The sequence below is a fragment of the Bradyrhizobium sp. HKCCYLRH3059 genome (assembly GCF_051168035.1).
In the GTDB taxonomy this organism is placed as follows: Bacteria; Pseudomonadota; Alphaproteobacteria; order Rhizobiales; family Xanthobacteraceae; genus Bradyrhizobium.
Genome location: NZ_JBNPUF010000002.1, coordinates 415,451 through 428,132, shown reverse-complemented (window position 1 = coordinate 428,132; position 12,682 = coordinate 415,451). Strand labels below are relative to the sequence as shown.

Annotated in this window: 12 protein-coding genes; 10 read left to right on the top strand and 2 right to left on the bottom strand. The window is 66.1% G+C overall.

Annotated elements, in window-relative coordinates; translation table 11 throughout:
• The first annotated feature begins 31 nt into the window (after nt 1-31).
• The 7 genes from ACQR13_RS08915 (at nt 32) to ACQR13_RS08885 (ending at nt 8,103) form a co-directional block, all read left to right on the top strand.
• A complete protein-coding gene (locus tag ACQR13_RS08915; RefSeq protein WP_434862757.1) occupies nt 32-1,312 on the top strand; it encodes an alpha-glucosidase/alpha-galactosidase in 1,281 nt (426 codons plus the stop codon).
• A 114-nt stretch (nt 1,313-1,426) separates the two neighbouring features.
• Nucleotides 1,427-2,095 carry a TetR/AcrR family transcriptional regulator gene (locus tag ACQR13_RS08910; protein WP_434862756.1) on the top strand — a complete coding sequence of 223 codons (669 nt, stop codon included), beginning with the start codon at nt 1,427-1,429 and terminating at the stop codon, nt 2,093-2,095.
• Nucleotides 2,092-2,883 carry an HlyD family secretion protein gene (locus ACQR13_RS08905; RefSeq protein ID WP_434862755.1) on the top strand — a complete coding sequence of 264 codons (792 nt, stop codon included), beginning with the start codon at nt 2,092-2,094 and terminating at the stop codon, nt 2,881-2,883. Before ACQR13_RS08910 ends, ACQR13_RS08905 begins: the two co-directional genes overlap by 4 nt.
• Entirely contained in the window at nt 2,880-3,818 is a 939-nt protein-coding gene (locus ACQR13_RS08900) for an ABC transporter ATP-binding protein (protein WP_315714753.1), read from the top strand. The genes ACQR13_RS08905 and ACQR13_RS08900 overlap by 4 nt, the downstream gene beginning before the upstream one ends.
• A complete protein-coding gene (locus ACQR13_RS08895; protein ID WP_315714752.1) occupies nt 3,815-4,972 on the top strand; it encodes an ABC transporter permease in 1,158 nt (385 codons plus the stop codon). Before ACQR13_RS08900 ends, ACQR13_RS08895 begins: the two co-directional genes overlap by 4 nt.
• A 39-nt stretch (nt 4,973-5,011) precedes the next feature.
• Nucleotides 5,012-6,325: an adenylate/guanylate cyclase domain-containing protein gene (locus tag ACQR13_RS08890; RefSeq protein ID WP_434862754.1), complete on the top strand. Its 1,314-nt coding sequence runs from the start codon at nt 5,012-5,014 to the stop codon at nt 6,323-6,325.
• A 92-nt stretch (nt 6,326-6,417) separates the two neighbouring features.
• The gene (locus tag ACQR13_RS08885) at nt 6,418-8,103 is read left to right on the top strand and encodes a tannase/feruloyl esterase family alpha/beta hydrolase (RefSeq protein WP_315714750.1); all 1,686 of its coding nucleotides are present in this window, start codon (nt 6,418-6,420) and stop codon (nt 8,101-8,103) included.
• A gap of 4 nt (nt 8,104-8,107) precedes the next feature.
• Here the strand turns inward: ACQR13_RS08885 and ACQR13_RS08880 are convergent, their stop codons facing one another.
• Nucleotides 8,108-8,569 carry a DUF488 domain-containing protein gene (locus ACQR13_RS08880; protein ID WP_434862753.1) on the bottom strand — a complete coding sequence of 154 codons (462 nt, stop codon included), beginning with the start codon at nt 8,567-8,569 and terminating at the stop codon, nt 8,108-8,110.
• A 15-nt stretch (nt 8,570-8,584) separates the two neighbouring features.
• The gene (locus ACQR13_RS08875; RefSeq protein ID WP_316186828.1) at nt 8,585-9,409 is read right to left on the bottom strand and encodes a DUF72 domain-containing protein; all 825 of its coding nucleotides are present in this window, start codon (nt 9,407-9,409) and stop codon (nt 8,585-8,587) included.
• Nucleotides 9,410-9,567: 158 nt separating this feature from the next.
• Between ACQR13_RS08875 and ACQR13_RS08870 the strand changes: the two genes are divergently transcribed.
• The 3 genes from ACQR13_RS08870 to ACQR13_RS08860 all read left to right on the top strand — a co-directional run bounded on the left by ACQR13_RS08870 (nt 9,568) and on the right by ACQR13_RS08860 (nt 12,681).
• Complete coding sequence (locus ACQR13_RS08870; RefSeq protein ID WP_315714746.1) at nt 9,568-9,768, top strand: hypothetical protein; 201 nt, start codon at nt 9,568-9,570, stop codon at nt 9,766-9,768.
• Nucleotides 9,769-10,033: 265 nt separating this feature from the next.
• Nucleotides 10,034-11,167, top strand: a complete 1,134-nt coding sequence (locus ACQR13_RS08865) for a glycosyltransferase family 2 protein (protein WP_434862752.1) — start codon at nt 10,034-10,036, stop codon at nt 11,165-11,167.
• Nucleotides 11,164-12,681 carry a glycosyltransferase family 39 protein gene (locus tag ACQR13_RS08860; protein WP_315749388.1) on the top strand — a complete coding sequence of 506 codons (1,518 nt, stop codon included), beginning with the start codon at nt 11,164-11,166 and terminating at the stop codon, nt 12,679-12,681. The genes ACQR13_RS08865 and ACQR13_RS08860 overlap by 4 nt, the downstream gene beginning before the upstream one ends.
• Nucleotide 12,682 lies beyond the last annotated feature (1 nt).

The window sequence follows — 12,682 nt, the reverse complement described above, 5'->3', positions numbered from 1 at the left end:
TGGGGACGCGCGGCGCTGGCACAAATTGCTCATGGCAGCCGTCACCAAGATCGTCTTCCTCGGCGCGAGCAGCGCGTCCTTTGGACTCAGCGTGTTCCGGGACTTGTTCTCGACGCATGATCTCGCTGGTTCGACGCTCGTGCTGGTCGGCCGCGACTCGATCCGGCTTGCCCGGTCGGAAGCACTGGCCCGGCTGCTCAACGACCTCTCCGGCGCCGGCCTTAAGATCGAGGCGACCACGGATTGGCGCGCGGCGCTCGACGGCGCCGGCTTCGTGATCCATGCCACCGCGATCGACCGCAACCGCCTGTGGAAGCTCGATTTCGAGGTGCCGCGCAAATACGGCATCCGTCACACGCTGGGCGAGAATGGCGGGCCGGGCGCATTGTTCTTCACGCTCCGCACCTTGCCGGTCGTATTCGACTTCGTGCGCGAGATGGAGCGGCGCTGTCCGGACGCGCTGTTCATCAACTTCTCCAATCCTGAGAGCCGCATCATCCTCGCGCTGGGGCTTCACAGCCGCCTCGCGCATATCGGCCTGTGCCACGGCATCTTCATCGCGCGCAGCCAGGTGGCTTCCATTCTGGAACTGGCCGAGGAGCGCGTGGACGTGTGGGGCGCCGGGCTCAACCATTTCCAATGTCTCATGCAGATCCGGGATCGCGACACCGGGGCCGATCTCTATCCACTGCTCCGCGAAAAGGCTGGGAGCCACGACCCCAAGGTCGCGCCGCTGACGCGGGCGCTGTTGCGCGACTTCGGCTTCTGGCTGGGCTGCGGCGACAGCCATGTCGGCGAATATCTCGCCTATGGCTGGGAAGCGGGCGAGAGCGGGTACGACTTCGCCTGGGACGAGGCGGAACGGGCCAAGCTGATCCGGCAGATCGACGAGGTCCTGGCAGGCAAATCCGGCATGCCGGACTGGTGGCGAATGCCGTCCGGAGAGCGCGCGGTCACCGTGATCAGCTCGGTGCTGCACGATCGGAAGCAGGTCATCGAGTCCGGCGTCGTTCTGAACCGTCACGTCATTCCCAACCTGGCTGCCGAGGCCGCCGTCGAAGTGCCCGTTGTCGCCGATCGCGTCGGTATCCATCCGGTGTCGCTGGGCCCGCTTCCAGATGCAGTCGCCAAGCTGATGTCGGTCCAGGTTCAGGTTCAGCAACTGGCGGTGCAGGCGGCCATGACCGCCTCCAAGGATCTCGCGCTGCAGGCGCTGCTCATCGATCCCGTCGTCAACTCGGCGGCTGCCGCGCGCCGGATCGTGGACGAGCTCTGGGAGGTCAATCGGCCTTACATCAGGTCCTGTGCGTGATCGCGCCGACTTCGTCTGACGAGGGGGCCGCGCGGTCGGGTAGGGCTCCTGACCCGCGCCGACGGATCTGCGAGGCCTCTTTACAATGACTGACTAGTCAGTCATAATGGTTTAATGTCGAAGCCGTCGAAATTGTCCGAGCGCAGAGTTCAAGCCGTCAAGCCAGCGGGAGCTGGCGCGTCGCGCCGGGCGGATCGCTCCGCCGAGCGCCGCGCGGCGATCGTGCAGGCGGCGATGGACGAGTTCATCGCCCGAGGCTTCGCGGCGACGCGGCTGGACGACGTCGCCAAGCGGGCCGGGGTCGCCAAGGGGACGATCTATCTGCACTTCAAGGACAAGGAATCGATGTTCGAGGAATTGATCCGGACCGCGATCGTGCCCTTCGTCGGCCGTCTTGCGGCGCCGCCGCCGGCCGGCGGCTCGGTGCGCGACATGGTCGAGGCGTTGGCGCGCATGTTCCTGCAGGAGGTCGCCGGCACCCGGCGGGCCGATCTCGTCCGGCTCATCATCGCGGAAGGGCCGCGCTTTCCGGCCATTGCCGATTTCTATTATCGCGAGGTCGTCTCCCGCGGTCTCGCGGCCATGCGCGCGCTGATCCAGTTGGCGATCACGCGCGGCGAGATCCGCGAGCCCAAGCTGGTGCAACACCCGCAATTGATGATCGCGCCAATGATGGTCGCGGTGCTGTGGAAGAGCCTGTTCGAGCGACATGCGCCGCTCGACGCCGAAGCGATGCTGCAGACCCATCTCGATCTGATCTTTGGCACGAGGAGGCCGACATGAGCCTGCTGCATTGCCTCGCCGTGCTGGTCACGGCCTTCACGTTCAACGCCTGCAAGGAGACGCGCGATCCCGGCTATCAAGGCTGGGTCGAGGCCGACATGATCTTCGTCAGCCCGGACGAAGCGGGTCGGATCACGAAGCTGAACGTGCATGAGGGCGACGTGGTCAAGGTCGGCGATCCGCTCTATTCGGTCGACGACGATCTGCAGCAGGCCGATCTCAACCAGACCAAGGCGACGCTGGCCAACGCGCAGCAGACCTATGACCGCGCCGCGGCCCTGAGCAAGACGGGCGCGGGGACACAGGCGACGCTCGACTCCGCCGTTTCGGCGCTGCGCGTCGCCGAGGCCCATCTCGTGACCTCGCAGACGCGGCTGGCACGGCGCAAGGGCGTGGCGCCGGTCGCGGGCACCATCCAGCAGATCTACTTCCGCGAGGGCGAGATGGTCGCGGCGCAACGGCCGGTGCTGTCGATCATGCCGCCGGGCAACATGAAGCTGCGCTTCTACGTGTCCGAGCCTGATCTGCCGAAGCTCGCGATCGGTGACGAGGTCCGCGTCACCTGCGACAATTGTGCTGATGATCTGACGGCCAGAATCTATTTCCTCGCGACCTCGGCGGAATACACGCCGCCGGTGATCTACAGCCTCGATGAGCGCAACAAGCTCGTCTATCTGATCCAGGCGCGGCCGTCGCGGCCGGATGCGCTGCGCGTCGGCCAGCCGGTCAGCATCTATCCGCATTCCAGGACGCCTGATCCGAAGACCCCGGTGGCGGACAAGCAATGAACGGAACGGGTCCCGCCGAGATCGCGATCGACGTCCAGGGATTGACCAAGTCCTTCGACGGCCGCGAGGTCGTGCATGATCTGTCGATGCAGGTGAAGCGCGGCTCGATCTACGGCTTTCTCGGCCCGAACGGCTCGGGCAAGACCACGACCATCCGGATGCTGTGCGGCCTGCTGACACCCGACGGCGGCGAGGGCACCTGCCTCGGCTTCGACATCCGTCGCGACGCCGACAAGATCAAGCGCCGGGTGGGCTACATGACGCAGCGCTTCAGCCTCTATCAGGACCTCTCGGTGCGGGAGAACCTCGAATTCGTGGCGCGCCTCTATGGCATGTCCGATCCGCGCCGGGCCGCGCGCGACATGGTGCAGCGACTCGGGCTTGCCGGCCGCGAGCGGCAGCTCGCCGGCGAGTTGTCGGGCGGCTGGAAGCAGCGGCTGGCGCTCGGGGCCTGCACCCTGCCGAATCCGCAACTGCTACTGCTCGACGAGCCCACCGCCGGCGTCGATCCCAAGGCGCGGCGGGACTTCTGGAACGAGATCCATGCGCTCGCCGGCGAAGGGCTGACCGTGCTGGTCTCGACCCACTACATGGACGAGGCCGAGCGCTGTCACGAGATCGCCTATATCGCCTATGGTCATCTGCTGGTGCACGGCACCGTCTCGGAGGTGATCGCGCAATCGGCGCTCACCACGTATACGGTGAGCGGCGACGATCTGCGCGAGCTCGCGGCGGACCTCACCGGCAAGCCGGGGGTCGACATGGTGGCGCCGTTCGGCACCAGCCTGCACGTGTCCGGCCGCGATCGCAACGCGCTGGACGCTGCGATCGCGCCCTGGCGCGACAAGGCTGATCTGCACTGGCAGCCCGCCGCGCCCTCGCTTGAGGACGTCTTCATCGACCTGATGAACCGTTCACGGGACAATTTCCAATGAGCGACGCAGCCGTCCATCACGCGTCTTCCGAGCCGCGCTTCGGCTTCTGGCGGCGCACCTACGCGATGCTGGTCAAGGAGTTCATCCAGCTCAAGCGCGACCGGGTCTCGTTTGCGATGATCGTGATGATCCCGGTGATGCAGCTGATGCTGTTCGGCTACGCGATCAACACCACGCCGCATCATCTGCCGGCGGCGGTGCTGCTGCAGGAGGACAGCGATCTCGGCCGCTCGATCCTGAAGGCGATGGAGAACACCGCGTATTTCCGCTTCACCCGGGAGGTCAGCAGCGTTGCCGAGTTCGACGATCTCCTGCTGTCCGGCAAGGTCCTGTTCGGCGTCGAGATCCCGCGCGGCTTCGAGCGCGCGGTCCGCCGCGGCGACCGGCCGGCCTTGCTCGTCGCGGCCGACGCGACCGATCCGGTCGCGGCGTCATCGGCGCTGTCCTCGCTCGGCATGATCGTGCAGACCGCGCTCGCGCACGATCTCTACACCGGCAATCCCGTCACGACGCCGTTCGAGATCAGGGCCCACGCGCGCTACAACCCGGCGGCCTCGTCGCGGCTCAACATCGTGCCGGGCCTCGTCGGCACCATCCTGACCATGACCATGCTGATCTTCACCGCGCTCTCGGTGACGCGCGAGATCGAGCGCGGCACGATGGAGAGCCTGCTGTCGATGCCGATCAAGCCGGTCGAGGTCATGCTCGGCAAGATCATCCCCTATGTGATGGTCGGATTCCTGCAGGCGACGATCATCATCGGCATCGGCGTCCTGCTGTTCGGCGTTCCGATCATGGGCAACCTGCTGCTGTTGGCGCTGCTGTCGACGCTGTTCATCGCGACCAACCTCTCGATCGGCTACACCTTCTCGACCCTGGCGCAGAACCAGCTGCAGGCAATGCAGCTCTCGATGATGTTCTTCCTGCCGAGCATCCTGTTGTCCGGATTCATGTTTCCCTTTCTCGGCATGCCGCAATGGGCGCAAGTGCTCGGTGAATGCCTGCCGCTGACGCACTATCTGCGGATCGTCCGCGCCATCATGCTGAAGGGCTCGACGCTCCAGAACCTGCAGCATGATACGATCGCCCTGTTCGGCCTCATGCTGTTCGCCATGACGGTCGCCGTCCTGCGCTTCCGCCGCACCCTCGATTGAGGCACAATGGCGACCGGGAGCAGGAACGGCTGAGGCAAGATGCAGATCGTGGGAGGAGGACAGGCGAACGAAGCGCCGGCGGGAGCGCCGGCCGAGTTCGACCAGGCGCTGATGCGTCAGACGTTGAACACCGAGCTGCTGCGGGTGAGGGCACTGATCGCCACTGCGGCTCTGTTTCTCGTGATATCGGTGCTGGTCGAAATCTTCGAGCCCAGGATCTCGGAGTGGATCTGGCCGACCCGAACCGGGGTCCTCTACGTCTACGCGATCATCGTCGCATTCATCAGCTTCCAGACTCTCATCCTGTTCAGGATCAAGGCGGACATCCGCCACGGCCGGGACGTGCCGGTGATCTGGCGCTATGTCAGCGCCCTGGTCGAGACCTCGCTGCCAACGTTCGTCCTCATCCTGCAGATCGAGGGCATCGGCCACGACAAGGCGCTGGGCTTCGGCGCGCCGCTGGTCTATTTCATCTTCATCGTTCTCTCGACGCTTCGTCTCGATTTCTGGCTGTCGAGCTTCACCGGTCTGGTTGCCGCGGTGGAGCTGCTGGTGGTGGCGCTGTTCGACCGGCCTTCGATCGATCTCAGCCAGAATCCGGAGGTCTACTATCACGGTGAGCGCAGCTTCATCATCCTGTTGTGCGGGATGCTCGCCGGTGCCGTCAGCGTGCAGCTGCGACGCCAGTTCGCGGCGAGCATCGAGGCCGCGTCGGCGCGCGACCGCGTCACGGATTTGTTTGGCCAGCACGTCTCGCCCCAGGTCGTCGAGCGCCTGATGAAGGAGGGGACGGCGGAGGCGCGCGACATCCACGAGGTCGCGGTGATGTTCGTCGACTTCCGCGGCTTCACCGCGGCGGCGCGGTCGAAGACGCCGCAGCAGGTTGTCGATCGTCTCGACGGAGCGTTCGCGGTGCTGGTGGAGATCCTCGAGCGTCATGGCGGCATCGTCAACAAATTCCTCGGCGATGGTTTCCTGGCGCTGTTCGGCGCGCCGTTCGAGTCGCGCGATGCCGCCGTGCAGGCGGTCATGGCTGCGCGCGAGATGGTGGCAGCGATGGAGCGCGTCAACGCATCGTCATCCTGGCAGCTCAGGATCGGGATCGGCATACATCTGGGCGAGGTGGTCGCCGGCAGCATCGGCTCGCCGCGGCGCAAAGAGTATACCGTCATCGGTGACACCGTGAACTTCGCCTCGCGGCTCGAGGCGCTGAACAAGGAGTTCGATTCGCAACTCCTGATCTCGAGCGAGGTGCGGCAGGCGGCCGGCGACGGGGCGCGCGACGCCGTCTTCCACGGCGCGGTGTCGGTGCGCGGCTACGACCGGCCGTTCGAGATCTGGCAATTGCACTGACGCAGGCGATACGGCGCGCGATGTCGGAGATTTACATTGGCTGGCCTCCGCGTTTAACTGCCCCCAACGAGAAGCATCATCAGGGGGAATGCATGATCCGAACCGGGGCGTCGTTTTTGGCCGCAGCAGGGATCTTGTGCGTAACCGGGATGGAGGCGGTGCGGGCTGAGGATGTTGCCTGCAGCAAGGTGACGGCCGAGGCGTTGAAGGTCCCCGGGCTGACCTTGACGGGATCGAAGCTGCAGGAGGCCGCCGACGGGCTGCCGCGGCATTGCATTCTCTCCGGCAAAGTCAATGAGCGCACCGGCGTCGATGGCCATGCCTATGCGATCCAGTTCGAGATCAGGCTGCCGGAGACCTGGAACGGCCGCTTCCTGCATCAGGTCAATGGCGGCAATGACGGCGTGGTGGTGCCGGCGCTCGGCGACAAGGCCGACGGTCTCGTCGGTGGCGGTGTGACGCCGCTCGGCCGCGGCTTTGCCGTGCTGTCGTCGGACAGTGGCCACTCCGGCAACGATCCCGCCAACAAGCCGCGCGGGCTTGCGTCCGGCTCAGCCTTCGGGCTCGATCCGCAGGCGCGCCGCGACTACGGCTATTCGGCCGACATCACGCTGGCGCCGATCGCGAAGGCGATCATCTCGGCGCATTACGGCAGGAAGCCGGACTATTCCTACATCGCCGGCTGTTCCAATGGCGGCCGCCACACCATGGTGGCTGCCGAGCGCATGCCCGAGCAGTATGACGGCTTCCTGGTCGGCAATCCCGGCTTCAACCTGCCGCGCGCTGCCGTGCAGCACGCCTGGGACGTGCAGGCGCTGACCAAGGCCGACGTCGACATCCGCAAGTCGATCACGCGGGAGGATGCCAAGCTGATCGCTTCCAAGATCACGGAGGTCTGCGACGGGCTCGACGGCGCCAAGGACGGCCTCACGGCCAACCTGAAAGCCTGCCAGAAGGCGTTCGATTTCGACAGCCTGCGCTGCGCCGCTGGGGCAACCGAAGCCTGTCTGCCGGCCGCCAAGGTCGATGCCTTGAAGAAAGTCTTCGCGGGCCCCCACAATTCCAAGGGCGAGCCGCTGTATTCCGACTGGCCGGTGGATGGTGGCGTCGGCACCGGCAACTGGCGCGCCTGGAAGGTCGAAAGCCCGGTGGCGCCGTGGAACAACCTTCCGATCATTGCCACCATGGGCGGCGCCTCGCTCAACTACATCTTCTCGACGCCGCCGGTCGAGATCGAAGGCTCGCCCGACAAGCTCGTCGAGAAGCTGCAGACCTACGACTTCGACAAGGACGCGCCGAAGATCTACGCCAAGGAAGGCCCCTTCACGGAGTCGGCGATGGACTTCATGGCCCCGCCCGCGGTCGATAACCCAACCTTGCCGGCGTTCCAGAACGGTGCCCGCAAGATGCTGATCTACCACGGCCAGGCTGATCCGGTGTTCTCAATCAACGACACGATCCGCTGGTATGAGAAGCTCAACGCCAACGTCCAGGGCAAGGCCGACGGTTTCGCGCGGCTGTTTGCGCTGCCCGGCGAGACCCATTGCGGCGGCGGCGTCACGCTGGAGAAATTCGATGCGCTGGGCGCGCTGATGGACTGGGTCGAGAAGGGCAAGGCGCCGGAGGCGATCACGGCCTCGGTCAATGCGGCCAACAAGGAGCTCCCATCGACATGGAGCCCGCAGCGGACGCGGCCGCTGTGCCCGTGGCCGAAATTCGCCAAGTATGTCGGCGGCGACGTCGAGCAGGCGTCATCCTTCACCTGCGCGGCGGAGTGAAACGTCAGACCTGCGGCGCGATCAGATTCTCGACTCGGACCTGGTCGCGCTCCTCGATGATCTCCGCGATCCATTGCCGGTGGCAATGAGCGTGGTCGCGCTCGTAGCAGAGCAGGCAAACGGGACCGGCGCTCTTCACGAGCGAGGCCAGCTCGTCCATCTGCTCCTTCGCCTGCGGCGTCTTCAGATGGGCGCTGTAGATCTTGTGCAGCGTGTCGTAGTGGCCGCTGCGGGCCGCCTCGCGGCCTTGCTTCGGCGTGCCGAGCCCGCGCAGGTGCACATAGCCGATGCCGCGCTCGTCCAGCCCGGCGGCGAGCTGGCTCTTGGAGAAGCCCGGCCGGCGCGAGGCCGCCACCGCGCGGACGTCGACCAGCAGCTTGACGCCGGCCGATTGCAGCTCGTCGAGGACGGCTTTGGCCGGCGTGTGCTCGTAGCCGATGGTGAACAGCATCTTGCTCTTGGCCATCATGCGCCTCCTGCGTCAGCTCACGCGCTCGATGAGCTCCATCGCGCCGGCTGGCGCGCGCACCTTGCCCTCGTGGATGACATAGGCGAACACGTCGCGCGGTATCTTCTTCGCCGGCTTGTCGTCAACCCGTGGCAGATCGTCCGGTTCGCCGCCGCCAGCCCACAGCTGCAACCGCTTCGCCCAGGCGTCGAGCTGCTTCGGCGGATAGCAGGTCGCAAGCTCGTCATTGCCCTTCTGCAGCCGGGCATAGACGAAATCACCCACGACATCGGCGATCGCCGGATATTTGCCGTGCTCGGCGAACACGACCGGCGTTGCAAACTCGCGCAGCAGCGCCACGAAGCCGGGGACGCAGAAACTGTCATGGCGGACCTCGACGACGTGACGCAGCTTGCGGCCGTCGAGCTCGCGCGGCAACAGCTCCAGGAACTTGCCGAAATCGGCCTCGTCGAACTTCTTGGTCGGCGCGAACTGCCACAGCACCGGCCCGAGCCGGTCGCCGAGCTCGAGCACGCCGGTGTCGTAAAAGCGCTTCACGGAATCACCGGCCTCGGCGAGCACGCGGCGGTTGGTCGCGAAGCGCGGCCCCTTCAGCGAGAAGATGAAACCGTCCGGCACCTCGCGCGCCCATTTGCGGAAGCTCTCCGGCTTCTGCGAGCCATAATAGGTGCCGTTGATCTCGATCGAGGTCAGCTTCGAGGCGGCGTATTCGAGCTCCTTCGATTGCGGCAGCTTGTCCGGATAGAACACACCGCGCCACGGCGCGAAGGTCCAGCCGCCGATGCCGATGTAGATGTGGCTCTTGGATTGCGAGGCGCGTGCGGGGGCTTTGCTCACGGACCAATTCCGATGCTGATTGCCGAGGGTGTTGCGGTAGGGGAGACGATAGTCAACCGGGCCGGTTCTGACCAGTTCGGCGCGGTCGCGCCGTCGCTCTTCCCGTGCTCCGGAGCCTCGTGTATCCAGGGCCGGGGCCGGGAAGGGGAGATATGACAATGAGAGCGGAATCGGTCGGCGGCCTGCTGGGGGCAATCGTCGCCGCTGTCGTGCTTGCGGCAGCCTTCTACTATGTTCCCGTCGGGCCGATGGCCCGTCAGATGCAGCCGGCCAAGGTCGAGGTGCCGCCCACGCCGGTGCAGACGGTTCCGGTGGCTCCGGCCGTACGCGGACCGGTGGTCCGGGAGGTTCCGAACTAGGCCGGCCAGGGACCCCTTGCAATCCTGCCGAGGCACCCCATTTTGGTCGGGACGGTGACGTCGAGCTGTAACGGCTCCGGCACCGAGACGACCACGGCAGAGCGGTTGCGCCGGATGTACGCGCGCCCTTTGTTTGTGGTCGTTGGCATTTTGGGCCGCTCATTCGGCAGCGGTGCACGCCGGCACCACAGTCCGGGCTTTTTGCGCCTTCCTTCAGCCGTTGCGCTTGGCAGTGTGGAACGCGGCAGATATACGCATCCGCACCATGAACGATGTCCTCCGACCGGCCATGCCCGCGCCGCCGCAAACCGCTGATATTCCGATCGTTTCGGTGGTCGTTCCGACCTTCAACGAGCGCGACAATGTCACCACGCTGTACCGGCGGCTGGAGGCGGCGTTCAAGGATGTGCCGTGGGAGGTGGTGTTCGTCGACGACAACTCCCCGGACGGCACCTGGCAGGTGGTGCGCGAATTGTCGCGCAGCGACAAACGTGTCCGCTGCGTCCGCCGGATCGGCCGCCGCGGACTGTCCGGTGCCTGCATCGAGGGCATCCTGGCCGCCAGTGCGCCCTATGCCGCCGTGATCGACGCCGATCTGCAGCACGACGAGACCCAGCTGCCGAAGATGCTGGCGCTCTTGCAGAGCGGCGCCGCCGAGCTTGTCGTCGGCAGTCGCTACATCGAGGGCGGCAGCGCCGCGAGCTTCGACAGCAAGCGGGCCGGGGCCAGCGCCTTCGCCACCGAGATCGCGCGCCGCGCGCTCAAGGTCGAGGTCAACGACCCCATGAGCGGCTTCTTCATGATCCGCCGCGACCGCTTCGAGGAGATCGCGCCGAAGCTCTCCACGCAGGGCTTCAAGATCCTGCTCGACATCATCGCCAGCGCCGAGGGTGGTCTGAAGACGGTCGAGGTGCCCTATACGTTCGGCTCGCGCCTGCACGGCGAGAGCAAGCTCGACTCGATGGTCGCGCTCGACTTCCTCGGCCTCGTGCTGGCCAAGATGACCAACGACGTGGTGTCGCTGCGCTTCCTGTTGTTCGCGATGGTCGGCGGCACCGGCCTGGTGGTCCATCTCGCCACGCTGTTCCTCGGTCTCAATTTGTTCGACCTTCCGTTCGCGGAGTCGCAGGCGCTCGGCGCCTTCGTCGCGATGACCTCGAACTTCATCCTCAACAACTTCCTCACCTATCGCGACCAGCGGCTGAAGGGCTTTGCCATCCTGCGTGGCCTGCTCGTCTTCTATCTGGTCTGCTCGGTCGGCCTGCTGGCCAATGTCGGCGTCGCCTTCTCGGTCTATGACCAGGAGCCGATCTGGTGGCTGGCGGGCGCCGCCGGCGCGCTGATGGGCGTGGTCTGGAATTACGCGATCTCCGGATTGTTCGTCTGGCGCAAGCGATGACATCTGCGGCAGGTGCCGACGACGCCCGGCTGGTCCGCAATGTCTGGCTGACCATCGCGGGCCTGATCGTTGTCCGGCTGATCGCGGCGGCAGTCACGCCGATCACCTTCGACGAAGCCTATTACTGGATGTGGTCGAAGCATCTCGCGGGCGGCTATTACGACCACCCGCCGATGGTTGCGGTCGTGATCCGGCTGGGCACGCTGATCGCCGGCGACAGCGAGCTCGGCGTGCGCCTCGTCTCGATCCTGCTCGGCCTGCCCATGAGCTATGCGGTGTATCGCACGGCCGAGATCCTGTTCGGCGGCGTGCGCGTGGCGGCGACCGCGGCGCTGCTGCTCAACGTCACCCTGATGGCGGCGGTCGGCACACTGATCGTGACCCCCGACGCGCCGCTGCTGGTCGCCTCCAGCTTCGTGCTGTTCTTCTGCGCCAAGGTGCTGGAGACGGGGAGGGGCGCGTGGTGGCTCGCGGTCGGCGCAGCCGTCGGTGCGGCGCTGCTGTCGAAATACACCGCGATGTTCTTCGGCGCGGCGATCCTGATCTGGCTCGTCGCCGTGCCGAAATTGCGCCGTTGGCTGGCCTCGCCCTGGCCCTATCTCGGCGGCCTCGTGGCGTTCGCGCTGTTCGCGCCGGTGATCCTGTGGAATGCCGATCACCAATGGGTGTCGTTCATCAAGCAGCTCGGCCGTGCCAGGGTCGAGGCGGTCAGGCCTGTCTACATCGCCGAGATCATCCCGACGCAGTTTGCCTTCGCGACGCCGCTGGTCTTCATCCTCGGCCTGATGGGCCTCTACGGCCTGGCCCGGCGCAGGGCAGGGGATGCGGCGGCGCGCGTCCTGATCGAGGCGATGGTCTGGGTCATCGTCGCCTATTTCGTTTGGCATTCGCTGCATGCGCGGGTCGAGGCCAACTGGTTCGCGCCGGTCTATCCGGCGTTCGTGGTGGCTGCCGCGGCGGCGGCCCATCTCGTCGCCTGGTCGGCGCGCGAGCAGCGCACCGCGACGTTCTGTCTGCGCTGGGCCGTGCCCGTCGGCGTCGTGATGTTCGTCGCGCTGATCGTGCAGGCCAACACGGGCCTGCTGTCCGGCTACCGGCGCGATGCCACGGTGCGCAGCGTCGGCGTCGGCTGGCGGCCGCTGGCTGCCGAGATCGAGGCGGCGCGGGTGCGCGCCGGCGCCTCCTGCGTGCTGGCGATGGACTATGGCACCACCGCCTGGCTGTCGTTCTATCTGCCGCCGGGGACCTGCGTGCTGCAGCCGATCCAGCGCATCCGCTGGGTCAATTTCCCGGAGCCGGATCCGGCCAAGCTCGCGGGCACGCAGCTTTTCGTCGACGAGGCCCAGATCGCGACGCGGGTCTACGTCAGCAACACGTTCGGCCGCATCGAGAAGGTCGGCGAGGCCGTGCGCAAGCGCGGGTCCTTGACCATCGAGACCTACGCCTTCTACGCGCTCAGCGAGCCGAAGGGCGATCTCCTCGACCGCACGCCGCCGCCGGAGCTGCAGCGCTGAC